Origin of the sequence: Amycolatopsis sp. TNS106, assembly GCF_019330265.1 — a bacterium.
Lineage (GTDB): Bacteria > Actinomycetota > Actinomycetes > Mycobacteriales > Pseudonocardiaceae > Amycolatopsis > Amycolatopsis lurida.
On sequence record NZ_CP024972.1, the window covers coordinates 6390320 to 6410317 of the forward strand.

A 19998-nucleotide genomic window follows, 5' to 3' on the forward strand; every position below is an offset into this window, starting at 1 on the left:
GTTCGTCCCGTTTTCGGCGCCATCAGCTGAGATAAACCCCGTTGGTCTCTGGATCCATGTGGCGTAACCGGAGATACTCCTGCCGGTGCTCCGGGCAGGGGGAAAATCCATGGCGAAGCGGCCGCCCAGTTTTCTGGTGACGTTGCTGCGTCGTGGCGCGCCCGCGCTGGCGACGGCGACGAGCGAGCTGTCGGACGAGGTCGGCGACCCGACACCGATGCGCGCGCTCCGGCGGATCCAGCACATGTCGGGCCCCATCGACACGGCCCATCGCGACAACCTGCTGCTCAGAGCCGCCCGCTACGTCGCCCTCGTCCCGCTGGTCTACCGGCTCTTCGCGGTGCCCGGCGCGTTCGGCGTCTACGTCTCCACGCACGGCATGATCGGGATCGGGCCGGTCGGGCTGGCGGCGCTCGGTTCGGTCGGGCTCTCGCTGTACGGCATCCGGTGGATGCTGCGCTCGGCGCCGTTCCGCCCGCAGTTCGCGGCCCGGCTGCTGGCGATCGACCTCGTGTTCACGCTGCTCGCGCCGCTCGCGGTCGGGGCGCTGGTGCCGGCTTCGGTCTTCACCGAGGCGATGGCGATCCCCGGCAAGCACCTGCTCGGCGAGGTCGCCCTGCTGGCGCTCGCGCTGGGCATGCCCGCCGCGGCGGCGCTCGCCGTCGGCAGCTTCCCGGTGCGGATGCTCGCGTCTCTGATCGGCACCGGCCAGGCCGCGCCCGGAGACGCCATGGCCACCTTCCCGTCGATCCTTGGCGTCCTCTTCACCGCGAGCGGCGCCCTCGTCCTGATCGGGTTGGGCACGCGGCTGGCCCTCGCGTACGGCATCCGCAACGGCCGCATCGCCGAACGCGCCCGCCAGCACCGGATGCTGCACGACTCCGTGCTACAGACCCTCGAAGCGATCGCGCTGGCCAACAAGGGCGACCCGGTCGCGCGGCTCGCCGAGGTGCAGCGGCTCGCGCGGGCGCAGTCGATGGAACTGCGCCGGACGATCGAGAGCGAGACTTCGGAACGGTCGGAGGCCGGTTCGCGGCCACTGGGCGAGAAGCTCGCGTCGCTGGCTGCGGAGATGGCACGAGACGGCCTGCGCGCCCAGCTCGTGATCGCCGAACTCGACGACGACACGCTTTCGGAGGTCCGGCAGATCGCCATCCGCGACGCCGTCCGCGAGTCCCTGCGCAACACCCTCAAACACGCCGGGACGGACAAGGTCGTCGTCCGGGTCGAGGAGCAGGAAGGCGGCGTCGCGGTGATCACCCGCGATCACGGTGCCGGATTCAGCATCGACTCCCGGCCCGCCGGTTTCGGGATCAGCGAGTCCATCACCGCCCGGCTGAACGAGGTCGGCGGGACCGCCAGGGTGGAGTCGGCTCCGGGCAATGGCACCAGAGTCACCCTTTGGGTGCCTTTCTGACGGTAAACAGGAGAACATGAAGAAAACGGACGTCCTGGCCGAAGCGCTCACCGCGTACCGCGACGGTGACCGGGCCACGGCAGCGGACCTCGCCGAGCGTGCCGGATCCACGCTCGGCCGCGAACTGCACCGGTACCTGACCGAAGGCGGCGGCGGAGATGTGTACGACCAGCCCGCCGCGTTCACGGCGTTCATCCGCGGCGGCGGGAACGTCGAGCTCTACCGCCGGCTCAGCGCCATGCTCGCCCGGCGTTACGGCAGCGTCGGTTCGCTGCTCGATCTCGGCTGCGGCGACGGGCTCGCCGTCGTCCCCGCCCTCGAACAGGCGGATCGGCAGCCGGGCCGGATCGACCTGGTCGAACCGTCGAGCGCGCTGCTCGCGGAAACGCGGAAGCAGCTCGACGGCACACACGGCCTGCACACCTGGGACGCCACCGCGCAGGAGTTCCTCGCCCGCGACGACGACCGGCAGTGGCAGCTGACGCAGTCGACCTTCGCGCTCCAGTCGATCCCGACCGCCGAGCGCACCGAGGTCCTGCGTGCGCTCCGGCCGCGCACGTCGTGCCTGGTGCTCGCCGAGTTCGACGTGCCCGAATACGACGAAGACTCCCCCGAGTACCTGCTTTCCCTGGTCACCCGCTACGAACGCGGGATCTCGGAGTACGGCAAGGAGGCGTCGCTGGTGGCGCAGGGGTTCCTGCTGCCGATCCTGCTCGGCCTGGTCAAACCCGGCGCGGACCGCACGAACTGGGAGCAGCCCGCCACCGATTGGGCTTCGCAGCTGAAGGGAGCGGGCTTCACCGGCATCCGGATCGAGCCGCTCGCGGACTACTGGTGGTCGCCCGCGGTGCTGATCACCGCTTCCTGAGTTCGGTCACGCGAGTTACGCCTCCAATCACGCGAGTTACGCCTCCAGCCACGTGTGTCTCAGGTACCACCGCGGTGCGTAGACGGCGGTCACGCGTGATCAGACGGACGGCTCGTCGTGGAACCCCGCCACCACGCGTGAGCGGAGCCGTAACTCGCGTGATTGAAGGCGTAACTCGCGTGTCTGGGCGCGTTCCTGCCCGAGCCACGCGAGTTCGGGACCTCGGCGCGCTACTGGACGCGGGAAAGCGCGCCGGTTTCGAGATGCTGGGCGATCGGCCGGGGCAGCACGTAGGCCACGGCCCCGCCCGGGGTCCCGTTCCACGGCGCGGTGATGCCGGTGACCACGCGCAGCGGCCGCACGACGCGGTACAGACGGCGCTCCCGTTCGCGGTCCGCGGCCAGCGACGTCTCGATGAACCGCGCCGATTCGGCGTGCACGAGGTTGCCGGTCTCGTTGCCGAACCGCTGCACCGTGGTGCCCGACGGCAGGACGACGATCCGCTTGCGGCGGAAGAAGTTCAGCGGCGGCTCGCCCCGCAGCGGCAGGATCGGCCAGTCGGCCGGGTTGTCGGACTCCTCGTTCGCGCCCACCGCGGCGCGCGCCGGGTACAGCAGCAGGGTGCCCAGGAAGAAGCGAGCCGCCTCTTCGAGTTTGGCGAACGCCACCGGCTCGTCCGTCGGCGGGCGAGAGACCTCCCAGCCGCTCTCGGTGCGGCGCAGGGTCCAGAGCCCCGGCTCCGGCACCGCGTTCGCACCGATCCGATAGGCCGTCGGCGCGACTCCGTGCTCGGCCAGCCGCTGGTACAGGACGTCCAGCACCTCGACGGCGCGGATGTCGCGCGCGGGTTCGCCGTCGCGTTCGACGCGGGTGCGGGCGCTTTCGTCCGGCAGGTCCGCGGCGGTCTGCGGCGGCCGCGGCTTGCCGACGATCTCCGCCTCGGCGGTCGCCCGCACCAGCTCGCCGACCAGCGGCGGCCGGAAGCCGGCGGCCCGGATGTGCTCGATCAGCTCCGGCTCCGGCGGCACCCCGTACTTGCGCAGGTAATGCGGTACGGCCGCGGGCCAGATCCACACGCCGTCGGTGTGGAAGGCGTTCGGCACGTCCGGCGGGCCGTTCGGGGTGAAGATGTCGGGCTGCGGACCCGGCCGGGTCAGCGCCACCGGCGAGCGGAAGAGGTAGTCCAGGACGCCGCGCATCAGATCCGGCGGTACCGGCGGCCGGTTGACGACCGGTCGTTCACCCTCGTTGTGCGCGTCGACGACCTTCGCGTGCCGGAACACGATGTCCAGCGGCAGTCCCGCCTTGGCCGAAAGCCAGGCCGGGACGTGCTTGGTGTCGCGCGGGTGGATGGCGAGCTCGGTCGCGTACGCGCGCGGCGATGGCTTCCCGCCCTCGTTCGGCGCCAGCCGCCAGGTCGGTTCCTGCTCGGCGTCGAAGTCGAAGTCGAAATGCGATTCCGCGTCGAGCGTGAAGGTGCCCTGGAACCAGGTGCCGGTCTCGGGCTGGTGCATCGCCGCGCGCAGCCGCGCGAACAGCGAACCGAGCTCCGGCGGGGCCGCGATCGACACCGACACCGGGCCGTTGCCCTCGTCGCCGACCGAGCGGACTTCGAGTTCGGAGTAGTCGCCGACCTGCCGGAACTGGGCGCCGACCCGCTGCCAGCCCGGCGGCAGCACCCGCAGCAGGGTCCGGCCGATGGCACGCAGCAGCGCGCCCTGGTCACCCGTGCCGATCTCCGGCCGCGCTTCCGGCGTCTCGACGAAGTCGTGCCTGGTCTGCCACAACGCCGTCAGCCGCGACGGCGGGGCGGTGGTCGAGAAGTCCGTCAGGCCCAGTTCGGCCGCGCGGGCCGCGTCCTCGCCCGCCCAGCGCAAGGTCAGGTCGCCGCCGCCGGTGTTCGGCGCGATCTGGAAGTGCTCGTCGTCGAACCGGCCGTACGACTGGAGGCTGAAGGTCGCGCCGACCTCGCCGTTCAGCACGACCCGGGCCGGGCGGCCGTTCCAGTCGCGGTCGAAACCCTCGGGCGCCGCTTCCCCCGGCGGCGCGATGAGCAGCAGCGTGCCGTCTTCGGTCGACCGCTGGGCCGCGAAGACGGTGTCCCCCCAGACGGCGTACAGGCCATCCGGCCGCTCCGCCGCTTGAACCCGGTAACGCACTATGTGTCCCCTCCCCAAGTTCCCCAAACCGGGGGTAAATCTAGTGGGCCGGATAGCGGGCGTACCACCGGTCGTCACCCGGGGCGTTCCCGCCGAACTCCGCGAGCGCGTCGTCCGCCAGCTGTCCGATCACTTCGCTCAATTCCAGCTCCACGAGCCAGCTCGTCTCGAGCGCTTCCTCCCCGTACAGGGCGCCGACGAGGTTTCCGCAGACCGAGCCCGTCGAGTCGCTGTCGCCGCTGTGGTTCACCGACGCGAGCAGCGCGACGTTTGGGTCCGTGGTGGTCAGGGCGACGTAAACCGACATGGAGAGCGCGGTTTCGCCGATGTTCCCCTGTCCGAGCGTCTCCAGCTTCTCCGGCGTCGGCGGCCCTTCCCCGGCCAGGGCGAGCGCCTGGTCGAGTGCGACGCTCTGCTCCTCGTGTCCCGGGTACTTCTCCAGTTCGGCACGGGCGGCCGTGAGGGCGTCGAGCAACGGTTTCCCGCGCAGCAGTTCGTGCACGATCACCGCGAAAGCACCCGACGAGAGATACCCGCTCGGGTGACCGTGCGTCAGTGCCGCGCTCTCCGCGCCGAGCCGGAAGACCTCCGCGAGGTCGTCCGACCACAGGGCGACCGGCGCCGCGCGCATGATCCCGCCGCAGCCCTTCGAGTTGTTGACCGGCTTGTCCATGCCGGCGCGTACGCCGGTCTTGCCGTACGCCTCCAGCTCGCTGAAGCAGGTCAGGCCGGGCGCGCGACGGCTGAACAGCTCGCGGTTCGTGATCAGCCAGCCGTCCGGTTCCGGGCTCGTGTTCTCCGGGCCGCGTGCCCGCTCCCACGAAACGCCCTGGGTGTGCAGCCAGCGCTGGTAGGCCATCTGCAGGGACTGTTCGACGGGACCGGTTCCGTGGTGGGCCCTGATCAGGCCTTCCAGGGTGAACAGCGTCATCTGGGTGTCGTCGGTGATCCGCCCGAGCCCGCCGTACGCCGGGATCAGGCCGGTGATCCCGGCCGGTCCGGCGATCTCGCGGATGCGGTCGATCGAGTCGAACTCGGTCTTCGCGCCGAGCGCGTCGCCGAGCGCCCCGGCGTACAGGCTGCCGCGCAGCCGCGACCTGGTCGCCGGATCCTGAAGCCACTCGCGCATTTCTCTACTGATCTCCTCGTGGGTACCGGTTCGCGTCCCAGCGTCGCCGCTCTTCGGGCTCGCGGGGCAGGCCGAAGCGGTTGAAGTAGTAGAAGGCGTCGCCCGCCATGGCGTCGACGACGCCGAGGTCGGCGTACGCGGCGAGCCACGACTCCGGCAGACCGGGCACGGTGAGCCTGGCGCCCACCATCGCCCCCGTCAGCGCCGCGGTCACCGTGCCGCCGCGAGCGGCCAGCGCCAGCGCGGCTTCGGCGTCGTACCCGCGTTTGGCGGCGGCGAACAGCGCCCGGCCGAGCACCGAAAGCGGCGTCCTGCCGTCCCCGATGCTGTCGAACTGCTCGACGTCATCGCCGTCGACCTCGTTCCGGAGGTCGAGCACGGTCTTGACCAGCTCCCCGACCTCGCCGCTGTACTCGTCGAAGCCTTCGAGGAAGTTCGCGACCGCCGGTTCGCCGTTCCGGGCGGCGAGCTGGGCGCGGAACACGTTCACCAGCAGTTCCGCGCCGTGGACGACCTCGTGTCCCGCCGCCGAGCCGACCAATTCGCGGACGACCTTCATCGCGTAGAACGTGCTGTCGGCGGGTCCTTGCACCCCACCGGTCACCGTCGCGGCGAGCGCGGTCGCCAGCATGGCCGAGAACTCCGCGGGGGGCGGACCCGCGCCTTCGGTGGCCTTGGCGACCCAGCCGTCCGGCCGTCCGCCCGCGGGCAGCGACGCCGGGATCTCGGGCTTGTCCGGGGTCGGGTCCAGACCGCGGATCACCGATTCGGTGTGGAACAGCAGTTGCCGGGTCAGCCCGCCGAGTGGCAAGCCGTCGGCGGGATCGGCGCCCGAGCCCAGCGCGTCGCCGAGCGCGAAGCCGACGTACGCACCGAGAAGCCGCGGGTACGCGAAGCTGCCCACGGGGAGCGTCGGGTCGTAGAACTTCCCGAACGTCCAGGCGCTCGGGCGTGGTTCGCCGTTGTCGTAGAAGTGCGTCACGAGCCCGTTGGTGAACAGGTCTTCGGGCAGTTCCGGCAGCGGACGGCCGTCGTGCTTCGCCCGGGAACGCTCGAACGACAGCGTCGCGGCGCGGACGTAGCGGGTGAGCTCTTCGCCGCTCAGGGTGTAACCGTTGTCCCTGGCCTGGTCGACGAGGCTGCGCAGGTTCGCGACGGCGGCGCCTTCGTACTCCCCGCTGAAGTACGCGGGGCGCCCGACGGATTCCGGGCGTTCGGTGCCAGCCGGGAGTTCGAGGTCGGCGACCTGCCGCAGTGTTTCCGGATAGACGTTGAAGGTCTCCGGCCGTCCCGGGTTGACCAGCAGGCCGACTCCGGGGTTGTCCTTGGCCCGCCGCAAGAGCACGCGGGGCTGGACTCGCTGCCACATCGTGTACTCCGACGGCACCTGCGCCTCGGAGGTGTAGACGACGAACCGGGCGCCGGCGTCGCCGAAGTCGCGGACCTGGAGGTGGCCGTCCTTCGCCGGGGCCAGGACGTCGAGGTCCAGCATCCAGTGGACGAATTCCTCCGGAGTGATCCACTCGACGCGGAGGTAGCCGAGCAGTGTCTCGACCGGGCTTTCCGGTGCCGGGCGGCCGGAGAACCGCGGCCCCGGCCGGTGCTCCGGGTTCGCGCGGACCGCGCCCGTCGGCTCGCCGAACAGCGTGTGCTGCTCCCAGCGCAGGATCGCCGCCTTCGGCACGGGCAGGCCGGGGACCGCGTCCGGGTCGAATTCCGGATCGACGACCTCCGCCCAACGGGTGAAAGCGTCGCTGTCGCCGCCCGCCGCCGAAACCGCCATCAGCTCCAGGTCGAGGCGGATCTCGCCGCCGTCGTCCGGGACGAAGGCGACCGGGCTGGGGAACAGGCCGGCGCCGGGGTCGGTCCCGTCGAGCCAGCCGACGGTGTTGTAGGTGACGTTCCAGCCGTCGGTCGCGCGCACGACGTAGTCGCGGCGGACCCGCAACGCGCCGGTCCCCTCCCCGCCTCGGCCCGTCAGCCACTCCTCGACGCGGCTGACGGCTTCCTCTTCGTTCATCGTCCCCATTCCGTTCACCAGCGCGGATACCGCTGGGCCCAGCCGTCGACCTCGTGCAGCGCCGAGTGGCGGTCGAAGTGCCAGAACGCGTCCGTGGCGATGTTCTCCACCAGGTAGCGCAGTTCCAGCTGCTCGACCCACTTCTGCGGCAGACCGGGGATGCCGGTGCGGGCGCCGAGCAGGGCACCGGCGATGGCGCCGGTGATCGCGCTGCGGCCCGAGTGGTTGACCGCCCGCAGCAGCGCCTGCTCCGGGTAGTTCTCGAAACCGGACAGCGCCGCGAACGCGCGGCCCAGCACCGAAAGCGTGCCCTTGCCGTCGCCGATCAGCTCCGGGACCCGCAGATCGGGCAGGCCGTGCTTGCCGAAGAACGGCACCGATTCCGCGACCATCGCCTTGAGATCCGCCCAGACCGGCCCCCGCTGGTGCGGGTTCTGGTCGCTGAAGATCTCCCGGGAGGTGTTCCAGATCGGGTAGCTGAACGCTTCCGACGTCAGCGCGGGTTCGAACAGCCAGGTCAGGTAGGTCGCCGCTTCGACGTCGACCTCGCCGGGGTGGGTCACCGCGACGAGGTCGCGTACCGCCTGGCGGACGCCGCCGCTCATCGCGCTTCCCGGCCCGGCCGCGGTCATCGCCGCCGGCAGCGCCGCGACCAGCGCGTCCGGCCCGCTCATCGGCATCGCGGTCGGCGAAATGGTCGCCAGCGCGTGATAGGCGTTCAGTTCGGCGTCGTCGGGGGTGCGGCGGACGCGGAGTTCCGGCACTTTCACGAGCCAGCCGTCGGCGTTGTCCAGCGGCGCGCCCTGGGTGTGCAGCCAGCGCATCAGCGAATTGCGCGCGACCGTCCCGAGCGCCTTTTCGGCGTCGCGGTTCTCCGGCTGCTCGCGATGCGGGCTGCGGATCACGGCCTCGGTGTAGAACAGCAGCCGCTGGGTGAGCGGCCCGATCCGGCCGGGCAGATCGAACGCGACCGGCAGATCGGTGACCCCGTCGGGGCCGTAGGTGTTGTGGATCTCGTCGAGCCGCATCCGGTCGACGGCCGCGCCGAGCGCCTCACCGAGGGCGAAGCCGACGTACGCGCCCGTGACGCGCTGCCAGCCGTAACGCGAGCTGGAGCGGTCTCGCTCGAAATATTTGCCGAAGGTGTCCAGACGCGGCTGGATCTGGCCTTCGTTGTCGTAGGCGGGCGCCAGGCCGTTGGCCCGAAGGTCGTTGGGACGGCCGCGAGGTGGTTCGGGCTGCCGGAGTCTGGCCAGCCACGACTGCCCGAGGACGGTCTTTTGGCATTCCTCGGCACTCAGTTCGAACCCGCGGCGGCGAGCCCGTTCGGCGGCGGCCAGCGGTGGCTTCACCGGTTCGGACAGGCCCATCTTCGCGGCGGTGTCGGCGGCGAGTGCCTCCAGCTCCGGGTCGGCCTCCGGGCAGCGCTCGTTGACGTCGACGCCGGGGCCCCGGCGCGGGAACCGGAGCGCGGTCTCGGCGAGTTCGGCGCCACTGACGTCCTCGAACGTCGCGGGACCGCCGTTGATCACCAGGTTCGGCGGGCTCTCGTAACCCGCGAGGGTGGCGATGTCGACCTTCCAGTACCCGTGCTCACGGGACGGAAGGTTCCTGGACGAGCTGAACACCCTCAGCTCGGCGCGTTCCTCGTTGAAGTAGAAGCGCTCCGTCTTGCCCGACGCCAGGTCGAGCGGGACGTAGACCTCGCAGCGCAGCAGCCCCACGAGCAGCTGCTCCCTGGTCAGCCAGCCGACGCTGGCGAACGACAGCAGCGTTTCGAGCTTGTTCTCCGGCTTCGGGTAACCACGGCGGACCGGACCGGCCTTGTACTCCGGGTTCTCCCGTTCCTCCCCGGTCTGCACGCCTTCCGCGTTGACCTTGACCCAGCCCGCGACGACCGGCGGCGGGACACCGAGGTCACCGAGCCCGGCCTTGGCGTACTCGGGGTCGACGACCTCGCGCCAGGCCTCCTGGCCGGGGAACGCGACCGGGACGCTGAGCCCGCCCGGCTGCGGATGCGCCTGGCGCAGCTCGCCGTCCGGTTCGCGGACGATCACCGACGGCGGCGGGAAGATCTCCTTCTCGGCATGACCCTCGTCGAGGAAGGCGATCGTGTTGTAGGGGACAGACCAGCCCTCGGGGATGCGCAGGACCTTCTCGTGGTTCACGCGCAGGCCGGCGCCGCCCGGTTCGGACACGTCCGGACCGTGGACCGCGCGCAGCCACTCTTCGACCTTGGCTACCGCTTCCGCCGATTCCACCTACTCGATCCTCTCCAGGCTGCCGTCGGACACGTGCTCGGCGATGGTCCTCGGGAGCACGTAGGCCACCGCCCCGCCGGGCATGTTCGCCCACGGGACGGTGACACCGATGATCACGTGGAGCGGGCGTCGCAGCCGGTAGGTCCCACCGACGCGCTCCCGTTCCAGCGGCAGGGACGTCGTGGCGAACCGTACCCCTCCGTGGTGAACCAGATTGCCGGTTTCCTCGCCGAACCGCAGTACGACCGTACCGGCGACCATCCGGCTCACGCGCTTGTTGCGGAGCAAGGTGAGGGGAGGCTCACCCGGCGCCGCTTGCACCGGCCAGTCGGCGAGTTCCTTCGCCGTCTCCAGTGGCGTCTCGTGCCCGGCGGTCATCCTCGCCGGATGCAGGAGAAGCGCGCCGAGAAGCTGATGCGACGCGTCTTCGAGCTTGTCGAAGTACTTCGGCGACACGGGGGTGCCGCCCGAGTAGGCCGCGACCTCCCAGCCCTTCTCGGTGAAGTTGAGGCACCAGGCGCCGTCCGCGCGGTCGCCGATGCGGTAGGCCTCCGGCCAGACGGCGTGCTCGCCGAGCCTGCTGACCAGCACGACCAGGAGTTCTTCGTCGGTCAGTGCCGGATTCGGCGACGTCTCCAGCTCCGCGGCGATGTCGCCCTCGGTCTTCTTGACGTCGGAGCGGCCCGGCTTCGGCCGCGGTTTGCCGAGCAGATCCGCTTCCGCGGTCCGCCGCACGAGGTGCTCGACGTACGGCGGCTGGAATCGCTGGCTTCGGATGTGCTCGACCAGATCCGGTTCCGGCGGGATCCCGTATTTCCGCAGGTAATGCGGCACGGAAGCGTGCCAGATCCAGGTGCCGTCGGTGTGGTAGCTCTCGGGGACGTCGCCGTCGGCCTCGGGATCGAAGATGTCCTTGCCGAGCCCGCTGCCGGAGAGGATCGCCGGCTCACGTTCGAGATACTGCGCGACGAGCGGCGCTTCGGACTCGTCGAGCTCCGGTCTCTCCACCACGGGCGGCTCGCCCTCGGTGTACGCGTCGACGATCCGCGCGTGCCGGAACTCGACGCGCAACGGCAGCTGCGCGCGCAGCCGCCACCAGTCGGGAACGTGCTCGTCCTCGCGCGGGAAAGCGGCCAGCTCGTCCGGGTACGCCGAAGTCCCCGGTGGCTCGGTCCACGCCGGTTCGTCGTCGAGGGTGAAGTCGAAATCGAAGGTGCCGTCGGGCTTGAGCGTGAACCGCGACTGCAACCAGGTCCCCCGGCCGGTCGTGTACATGCCGGTGCGAAGCCTGCCGAAGAGTTCGGTCAGCTCGGGCGCGGGCGTGCAGTTGTGCCCCGCGAGTTCGGTGTGCTCCCCGGCCTGCCGGAAATCGGCGACGGCCGGATGGGCCGCGTCGGCGACACCCGCGCGGATGAGCTTGCCGATTTCGACCAGCAGCCCGCGTTGTTGTTCTGAGGTGAGTTGTTCCACGTGAATCATCACGCCCGGTCCGGCCGGCTGAGCGGGCTCATTCCGAGTCCCCTTCGTCCGGGGGTTCGTAGGCGGGGAAACGCGGCTCCGCCCGGAACGACGGCGGCTCCCCGGCGGCGCGGCGGGCCAGCTCGTCCTCCCACATCTTGAAGGTGCGCTTGCGCAGCGACTGGATCAAGGCCACTTCCTGTGGCCGCATGTCGCGGTTTTCTCGTCGAGCCTGGTCGTGAAGGCCGTCGATGGTGTCGTAGAGCGCGAAGACCGCTCCCTCGCCCTTGAGGTAGCGCGCGCGGGCGAACTCGGTCTCCTGCACGAACTTCTGCTCGGGCACCTTGCTGATGTCCGAACTGGCCATCGCGCGGAGAACCTCACGGACGTGGCTCGGATCCTCGTCGAACTCGCCGGTGCGCAGATTGAGGAGATACCCGGTGAGGCCGCCGTCCGGCGTCGCGTCCACCCGGTAGGTCTGCGCGTAATAAGTGAAGTAGGCCGGTGTCTCGATCACGCGCTCTCCTCGGGGGGTTTCGGCAGCCCCAGCTTCAGGCCGTCCATGAACTTCACCCGCACCTGGTCGATCAGCGCGGCTTCCAGCTGCGCCTGCAACACGGTCAGCCTGCCCTTGCTCTTCGCGTCTTCGCCCGCCGAGTCGGGGATGTTCTCGTCCATCGCGCGGTTGTACGTCGGGAAGTCCCGGCGGACCTCGTAGAGAGCGTGCTCGAAGACGGCGACGTCGTCGATGCTCTTCAGATGCAGTCGCAGTTCGGCGACGTGCCCGTTCGGCAGCCGGACGTTCATCTGCAGGTCGCGGTAACCGCTCGCCTGAGGATTCGCGAAGCGGTCCTCGAATTTGACGATCTTGAGGTCGTCCCGCTTCATGATCGCGTCCAGCGCCCGGTAGGCGTCCGCGACCGTGTTGAACTGGATCTTCGCGCCGACGAGGTCGACCAGCCGGGACGCGTCACCGTCGTATTTGGCGATCTTCGCCAGCGCCCGGCTTTCCGTCTTGGGCTCGGTCCGGGCGCCGGGGATGTCGTCCTCCCCGGCGAGCTCGGCGACGATCCGGTTGAGGTGCCCCTGGTTGTCGGCCCAGGCGGCCTCTTCCCTGGCGAGGAATTCCTTGATCTTGGCGATGTCCCCGATGTGCTCTTCGGGGAATCCGGCGTGGACCCGGTGCTCCGGCGGCGCACCGGCGGCCACCGCGGCCGCCGCCTCGGCGATCTCGCGCTGCTCCGGGGTCAGCGGCGTCTCGCCCGGCCCCGCCTGTTCGACCCGGTCGATCAGCTGGTTGTCGTGCGAAGCCGCCTCCCCGACCGCGTCCGCGAGCATCGGAATGGCTTCGGGATGCTGGAGCAGGCTGCCGATGGTCTTCGGGTTGTGCAGCAGGGAGTCGGTGAGGTACCGGTTGTCCGGGTTCAGCATCAGCTCGACGAGCTTGGGCTGCCCCGGCAGGTGGTCGCGGATGAAGTCGCTCAGCGGACCGAGGTCGTGCTGGACGCCGTCGTCGGTCGTGATCCTGACCCGGTCCCGGGTGTCGTCGAGCCCGGCGAGTGCCGCCTCGAACTCCGGCGTGGCGAGCAGGCGGTCGGCGTTGGCGCGCTCCTGCGGGGAGACGTGCGAGGAGGGTTCCGGCAGCGACTGGGACGCCATGCCGTAGCCCGCGTCGTTCGGCGAGGTCACGATCGGACGGCCGTCCGGCCCGATCCGCGACGGCGGCACGTCGGGGGTGTCGTCCCTGGCGAACGCGATCCGCGGGTCGACCGGCCGCGTCGACGAAGTCTCCGTCCGCGTGGTCTGCCCGTCGGTGTGCTGAGCCGAAGGGCCCTCCGGGACGCCGACGTGCATCAGTTTCACGCCCAGCGGCGGCTGCGGCAGGTTCATCAGCGCGCCCGACTGCGGGTCGAGGAACGCGACGCCGTCGCGCGTGTTCGCCACCATGGCGACGTGGCCGCGTTCGACGCCGTTCTCGTCGAGGTACTTCACCGCCACGACCGCGTGGTGATCGGTCGGCATGCCGCGCATCTCGCGGATCACGGTGTCGTAGTCGGCGCGATCGGAGAACTGCCCGCCGAACCGCTCTTCGACGTGTTCCAGCGTGCCGCGGCTGTCCATTTCGTGCACGAGCAGCGGGTCGGCCGTCGAGTCGATGCCGTTCAGCCGGTCCATGTACGCACCCGGCGTGCGGGTGCAGTTGGAGCGGTAACCGTTCGCGAGCGCGTCGGGGTCGTGGAAATGCGGGTTGACCTCGCCGAGCCTGGGGTGCCGGTCGGCGAGGTACGCGGCCTGTTGCGCGGGGCTCGCCGAACCGGCGTGGATCGCCGGTTCGCTCGGCGGGTTCGTCGCGACCGCCATCGACGAGTAGTCCCGTTCGGGGACCGGCAGTTCCATGGTGTCGTCGGTGACGGGCTGCTCGCCGTACTCGGGTCCCTTGTCGGCGTCCGCGACGCTGTGCTGCGCCGGGTTCTCCGTGGTGACGTGCGGAGTCTGCGGCTCGTCGAAGCCGCCGAGGCGCGCCATCGACTGCGCCTGCGCGAGACGCGCGAGTTCCGGCGCCTCCGCGGCGTGCCGGGCCCGCCGCTCGTCCATCTTCTGCTTGGCGGTCTCGGGGTCGAGGTAGCGCGGGTCGCCGGGAGTGACCTCTTCGGCGTGGATGACCCACTTCGGCCGGTCGACCAGCGGCGGAGTCTTGAACTCCTTGCTGTGCACGTAAAGCTGGGTGGCCGGCTTGTTGATGGCCTCGTTCTCACCGGGATTCTCGGCGAGCGACGAGACGTCCTTGCCCGTCTTCGAGACGATGTGGATTTCGACGTCTTCGCCGAACTTCGACTTCGTGTCCGGCGAAGTCTTGATGGTCGAGCTGGTCATCGTCGGCTCGGGGACGGTCTGGCCTGGCTCGTAGTGCGCCGCCATGATCGCCGCGGCCCGCATGTCACCCTTGGTGTCGATGCCGCGGATGGCCTCGCCGTGGAAGTCCGGCAGCTCGTTGAGCGCGCCGACGATCGCCCGGGTGCTGCGCTGGGCGTTCTCGAAGTCGGGGTGCGCCTCACCCTTGCGGTTGGCTTCGTTGATCGCGTACGCGTGTTCGCGCGAGTACGAGTAGATCGCTTCGGCGGCCTCGGGTGAGACGCGGTCCTTCAGCGGGCTGGCTTCGAGCCGCTTGACCGCCTTCTCACGAGCCTGCTCGGCGAGTTCGGTGCTGTCGTAGCGGTCCCGGAGGCTCTTGTGATCCTCCGGAGTGCCACGGAAACCGTCGTCGGAGAGGTAGCTCTCGTCGAGTCGCTTCGGCGTTTCTTCCGGACCCTTGAGCCGCTCGGCGATGTCGAGTTCGGTCTTGGGCGCCTGCTCCTGGACCGGGGTTTCGGCTTCGGTGTGCCTCGTTTCCGGTGCCTCCGGCGAGCGGACGTGCGGAGCGTCGCCGCCACCCATCGGCATCGCCTTGATCGACGTCGGATCGTCGGGCAGCGTCGCGAGCCGCCCGGTCATCGGGTCGGCGAAGACCACACCGTGCGGCGTGTTCACCGCGGCGACGATCCGGGTCTCGACCCGGTCCTTGGACCGCGGCGAGCCTTCCGGCGCGGTCGGATCGGCGGCGGCGTGATGTTCGAACGCCACCGCGGTCCGCGCGCCGACCGGACGTTCGCCCACCTCGCGGGCGATGTCGGCGAAACCGTTCCGATCCGACCACTGCCCGCCGAGCCGGTCGCTGACGTGCTGCAGCGGTGAACCGCCGGTCGACGGCGCGGCGACCGAGTCGCCGCCGTTCATCCGGTCCTCGAACGCGACCAGCGCCTCGGCCGAGTTGGTCTGGTAGCCGTCCTTCCACGACTCGGGCGCGTAGTAGTTGCGGGTGTTGGCCTCGCCGATCGCCGGGATCTCGTCCATGACCAGCCGGACCTGCTGATGCGGCGTGTCGGTCGAACCGGCGTGGATGACCGGCGTCCCGCCCTCTTCGAGTGGCTTGGCCAGCTCGGACCAGCCGCCGTCGGGAGCGTGCTCCTTCGGGGGCTCGGGAATGTCCCTGGCCGGGGCGTCGGTGGCGTCGATCCAGCCGCCCTTGCCGTCGGCCAGCTTGGTTTCGAGCCCCGCGAGACCCTGGCTCTGGAACAGCTCCGGGTGATCGCGGCGCAGCTGAGCCTCCTGGTCGGCGGCTTCCTGCGCCAGCCGCTCCTGCACGGCGTTGTTGTAGTCGCGCCGCTCGGCGACCTTCTGCTGCACCTGCTCCGTGGTCAGATGGCCGTCGTCACCGGCCACGACCTCTTCGCATTCGACGATCCACTTCGGCAGGTCGTTGGGCGATCCGTCGTCGAGACGCTTCTTGTAGTGCGGGTGCTCGGGATGCCCCGGCCCCATCTTGATGTCGGTGACGCGCAGCTGCGTCGCCGACTTCATCAGGACTTCGCGTTCTTCCTTCTTCGAGGCGAGGTCTTCGATATGGCGTCCGGTCTTCGACTGGATGCGCATCTCGACTTCGCCGGGGAAGGTGCTGTGCGGATTCTCCGGGGTGACCCGCGACGTGCTCAGCATCTGCGGGTCGACGATGACCTGGCCCTTGGCGTGAGCTTCGAGGAAGGCCCGGATCGCGCTCTCGTTGCCGTTGAAGTTCACCCGCCGCGAGACGAGCCCCTCGTAGGCGGGCATCTCGTTGAGGCCGGAGGTGATCGCCTCGATATGCGGACGGAGCGCTTCCAGCTCCGCGCCACCGTGCCGCTGGGCGTGCGTGATCCGCTCGGCCATGTCGGTGCGCGTGTAGCTGTGCACCGCGTACGCGCCCTGATCCGACATCTCCCTGACGCGCGGATCTCCGTGGGCGTCGCGTTTGGCGAGACCTTCGCGGCGGACCTGTTCGCTCCGCGCCTCCCCGGTGTCCTTGTCGAAACCGCGTTTGTCGATCTGCGTCTCGGCGAGCGCGCGGTAGGCGGCCGGATCGTCCGTGTGGAAGTCCGGATCCGTCAGGTACGGCTCGTCGACAGTGGTCTTGTCGTCGGGCGTGACGTCCTGGGGCGCTTCGGTGTCCTTCGGTGCCTCGACGTCCTTGGGGGCTTCGGTGTCCTTGGGGACGTCCGTGTCCTTGGGAGTCTCGACGTCCTTGGGAGGCTGGGTGTCCTTCGGGAGCTCGGTGTCCTTGGGCGCGTTCGCGCCGTGGTCCTGAGGCACCTGCCGCGGCGCGTGCTCCACCGGCCGCGCCGGCGGCTGCTGCTGCGGCTGCTGCTGGGGCCCCGCGTTCGGGTCATGGCCAGGACGCGGTGCCGGGACCTGCGGAGGACGCTGCGGACCACCGAAGCGCGGCGGCTCGGCGCCGGGCGGCATCGGCCTGCCGGGCTGCTGTCCCGGACGCCCCGGCTGACCTGGGTGGTGACCGGGCGGCGGCGGCATGGGGCCGCGGTTGCCGGGGAACGGACCGTTGCCCGGATGCTGGGGCCGCGGCGGAGGCGGCGGATGGCCCGCCGGACCGCGGTTGCCCGGAGGCGGACCGGGCGGAGGCGTCTGCGGACGCGGCGGGACCCCGCCGTTCGGGCCAGGGCCAGGTCCGGGCCTGCCCTGATAACCCTGAGGCGGCCGCGGCGGACCCTGCGGACCGGGAGGCTGCGGCGGTTGCTGAGGACGCTGACGCGGCCCGCGGTCCTGCGGATATCCACCCTGACCGGGATGCTGCTGCGGCGGACGCGGGCCCATCGGGCCGGGCTGCCCCTGCGGTCCTCGCGGCGGCATGGGGCCACCGCCACCGGGAGGCGGCGGCGGAGGCGGCGCGAAACCACCCGGAGGCGGCGGCTGCATCGGCTGCTGGCCCTGGAAGGGCATCGGGGCGGGCGGCTGGTCGAACCGCGGCTGCTGCGGTCCGCCGTTGCCCGCGAAACCCGCGGCCTGGACGCCGTCGTTCGGCCGGACCGGCCGGGACGGATCGTGTCCGCCCGGCGGGAAGCCGCCGGGGGCGGGCCCGTTGCCGGGCGGGTTGCCGCCGGGCGCCATGCCGTAGCCACCCGACGGAGCGGGCGAGCTCGAACCCGGGTTCGACGCCATGCCGTACCCGCCCGAACTCGACGGCGCGCCGGTGGAAGCGGCGGGCGGCATCGCGCTGGACTGCGACGGGCTCGGCGAAGGACCCGGTGTCGGGCTGGGCGAAGAACTCGGTGACGGGCTCGGTGCCGGACTGGACGCCGGTCCTTGTGACGGGCTCGAAGCCGGTGTTTGCGCCGGAGCGCCCGCCGGCGTCTGGGCAGGGCTCGCCGCGGGAGCCTGCGCCGGGGCTTGCGACTGGGTGGCGGGTGCCTGCTGCTGATTACCCGCCGCGGCCTGCTGCTGTTGTTGTTGCTGACCGGAACCGTTGTCCGCGGCCGCCGCCGGGGCGTTCTGGTGGGTCTGCGGCGCACGCTGACCGTCACCGGTGTTCGCCGGGGCGTCCGCCGGACGTTCCGGAGCCTGCGTCGAGGACTGGCTGACCCGGTCGCTGTCGGCAGCCCGCTGCGGGCCGTTCTCGGCGCGCGGCTGCGGATCAGCGGAGCCGGACGAACTCCGCGGTGAGGAGTCACCGTCCGAGCGACTGTCCGAAGTGGACCGTGGCGCCGGGTCCGACGACGAGTCCGGCCGAGAAGAGGAATCCGAGGAAGAGCCCGAGTCCGACGAAGAGTCCGCCCGCGAAGAAGTGTCCGGAGTACGCGAAGGCGTCCCGGAATCCCCAGTGTCCACGTCGGGCGTGGAAGGACCGTCGCCCGCCGTGGCGCCGGGCGTGTTCGCGGCCTTGATGTCGCCGATCTGGCTCTTCGCCCCGTCGACACCACCGCCCACGGCACCGCCGGACGCGCCCATCAGGACGTCCTTGGCCGAAAGCTTGTCCAGGTCACCGGTGACGGCGGCCTGCCCGACCGTGCTGGCGACTCCCTCGGCCGCGCCGCGCACCGCGCCCCGCGCCGCGCTGTCGACGATCTGGCCGCCGACGCTGTCGGAAAGTCCCTTGGTGGCGCCCTTGCCGATACTGCTGCTGCCCGCGCCGACCACGCCGTCGACGGCGCCGCTGATCGCGGAATCCTTGGTCTTGCTGAAGTCCCAGCTCTCGCGGTCGCCCTTGGCCATCTGCAGGCCCTGGATGCCCGCGTCCATGGCGAGGTTCATCGCCGTGTTCTGCAGGACCTCCTTGCCGATCTTCTTCAGGCCCTCCTTGAGGAGTTTCTCCAGGAGTTCCTTCGCGACCTTCTTGAAGCCTTCCTGCGCGAGCTTCTGCATCAGCTGCCGGAAGATCATCTGGACGGTCATGCGGGTGGCGATCTGCGCCGGCGCGATCCCGGCCGTGGAGCCACCGAACGTCACCGCCGCGGCCGCGATCATCGCGACGATCTGCGCGGCCAGGATCACCAGAGAGATGATGATCATGTACTTCGTGTACTCGACGTCCAGCGCGGTCGCGTTGCACGAGTCGCCGAGCGCCTTCGAGGAATCGGCAAGCGACTTGAAGTACGCCTCGTCGCCCTCGACGAACTTCTTCCAGGCCTCGGCGAACTTCTCCGCGCCCTGTCCGCTCCAGCCACCGAGGACTTCTGTGGCGCCCTTGGTCGCGGTGTCGGCGATCGGCTGAATCGCCTTCGAAGCGTTGTGCCAGGCGTCGCGCAGTTCGCGGAGCTTGTCCTCGTCGCCTTCGGGCCAGCTTTCCCCGACGACGATCGGCAAGAGCCACTTGACCGCGTCGGGCATCTCCATACCCACGGCGCTAGACCTTCTTGTCCAACGTCGACTTGATCTCTTCCTCGGCGTTCGTGAACGCGGTCATCGACCGTTCGACGTTGTGCTGCATGCCCCGCAGCGCCTCGACGACGTTCGCGAACCCTTCGGACGAGCCCTGCGCGCCGGGCTCGTAGTCCTTCGCGAACTCCTTGCCCGCGTCGTCGTTGCCCCAGCACTGGCCGAGCGAGTTCATCGCGGCCACCAGTTCCTTGCCCGCTTCGTCCAGCTGGTCCGCCGCGATCCCCAGTTTGGCCGCGGCCGTCTTCACCGCTTCCGGATCCGCGGTGAATCCGGCTCCACCCCCACCGTTCGGCATCAGACCCCCCTGGTCAGCCAGCTCGAGGGCGGCTCTTCCTCATCGTCGTCCTGCTGACGCACCCGTTTCGGGACCGGTTTCGGTGCCGGCGGCGCGGGAGGTGCGGGCGGAGGCGGCGGCGGGGCGTCGTCCTTGATCATCAGCGGGGCGTCGAAGTCTTCGTCGGACTTCGCGGGCGCGGCCGTCTCCTCCGCTTCCGCGAGGAAGTCGGGGATCGCCGGCATCAGCCCCTGCAGCGAAGGCGCGCCTTCGATGAGGTCCGACAGGTCCGGCAGCCCTTCGGTGATCGGGGCCATCAGCTCGGCGACCTGCTGCTTGACCTGCAGCGATCCCTGGCGGACCAGGGTCAGCACGGTGTTGGCCAGCTGCGCGGGATTGGTGCGCTCGAAGGCGTTCGGCTGGATCTCGAGCTTCGCGAGGGTGCCGGTCGCGTCGATGGTGGCGCGGACGAGGCCGTCCTGCGAAACCACCGTCGCCGATGTCTGCGAAGCGGCTTCCTGCGCGTCCCGAAGCTGGGCCGTCTGGCGCTCGAACTGTTCGAGCAGCGTGTCGACCTGGTCCTTCATGGCGGCATTGCGCGCTTCGAGGCGTGCGCTGTCGTCGCCGGCCGTCGTCACTTGAGCCCCCGCGAGTGCTTGATCCCGGGCA

11 protein-coding genes are annotated in these 19998 nt (G+C 70.4%); 2 read left to right on the forward strand and 9 right to left on the reverse strand.

What is annotated here, in order from left to right; translation table 11 throughout:
• Window positions 1-109 precede the first annotated feature (109 nt).
• Window positions 110-1417, forward strand: a complete 1308-nt coding sequence (locus CVV72_RS29275) for a sensor histidine kinase (protein ID WP_219146863.1) — start codon at window positions 110-112, stop codon at window positions 1415-1417.
• Between the two features lie 16 nt (window positions 1418-1433).
• The gene (locus CVV72_RS29280; protein WP_219146865.1) at window positions 1434-2285 is read left to right on the forward strand and encodes a class I SAM-dependent methyltransferase; all 852 of its coding nucleotides are present in this window, start codon (window positions 1434-1436) and stop codon (window positions 2283-2285) included.
• Between the two features lie 230 nt (window positions 2286-2515).
• Here the strand turns inward: CVV72_RS29280 and CVV72_RS29285 are convergent, their stop codons facing one another.
• The 9 genes from CVV72_RS29285 to CVV72_RS29325 are packed head-to-tail and all read right to left on the reverse strand — an operon-like array spanning window position 2516 to window position 19967.
• On the reverse strand, window positions 2516-4444 hold the full coding sequence (locus CVV72_RS29285) for a TNT domain-containing protein (protein ID WP_219146867.1): 1929 nt from the start codon (window positions 4442-4444) through the stop codon (window positions 2516-2518).
• 40 nt (window positions 4445-4484) lie between these two features.
• Window positions 4485-5573, reverse strand: a complete 1089-nt coding sequence (locus tag CVV72_RS29290; RefSeq protein ID WP_219146869.1) for an ADP-ribosylglycohydrolase family protein — start codon at window positions 5571-5573, stop codon at window positions 4485-4487.
• A gap of 4 nt (window positions 5574-5577) precedes the next feature.
• Window positions 5578-7593, reverse strand: coding sequence for a YrhB domain-containing protein (locus CVV72_RS29295; protein WP_219146872.1), 2016 nt, complete (start codon window positions 7591-7593; stop codon window positions 5578-5580).
• Between the two features lie 14 nt (window positions 7594-7607).
• On the reverse strand, window positions 7608-9854 hold the full coding sequence (locus CVV72_RS29300; protein ID WP_219146874.1) for an ADP-ribosylglycohydrolase family protein: 2247 nt from the start codon (window positions 9852-9854) through the stop codon (window positions 7608-7610).
• The gene (locus CVV72_RS29305; protein ID WP_219146876.1) at window positions 9855-11324 is read right to left on the reverse strand and encodes a TNT domain-containing protein; all 1470 of its coding nucleotides are present in this window, start codon (window positions 11322-11324) and stop codon (window positions 9855-9857) included. It lies immediately after the preceding gene.
• A 37-nt stretch (window positions 11325-11361) separates the two neighbouring features.
• Window positions 11362-11829 (reverse strand): hypothetical protein, encoded by a 468-nt coding sequence (locus tag CVV72_RS29310; RefSeq protein ID WP_219146878.1) that lies wholly within the window; start codon window positions 11827-11829, stop codon window positions 11362-11364.
• On the reverse strand, window positions 11826-19010 hold the full coding sequence (locus CVV72_RS29315; protein WP_219146880.1) for a toxin glutamine deamidase domain-containing protein: 7185 nt from the start codon (window positions 19008-19010) through the stop codon (window positions 11826-11828). The genes CVV72_RS29310 and CVV72_RS29315 overlap by 4 nt, the downstream gene beginning before the upstream one ends.
• A 10-nt stretch (window positions 19011-19020) precedes the next feature.
• Window positions 19021-19350 (reverse strand): WXG100 family type VII secretion target, encoded by a 330-nt coding sequence (locus CVV72_RS29320; protein WP_219146883.1) that lies wholly within the window; start codon window positions 19348-19350, stop codon window positions 19021-19023.
• Entirely contained in the window at window positions 19350-19967 is a 618-nt protein-coding gene (locus CVV72_RS29325) for a YbaB/EbfC family nucleoid-associated protein (protein WP_255632300.1), read from the reverse strand. Before CVV72_RS29325 ends, CVV72_RS29320 begins: the two co-directional genes overlap by 1 nt.
• Window positions 19968-19998: the final 31 nt, after the last annotated feature.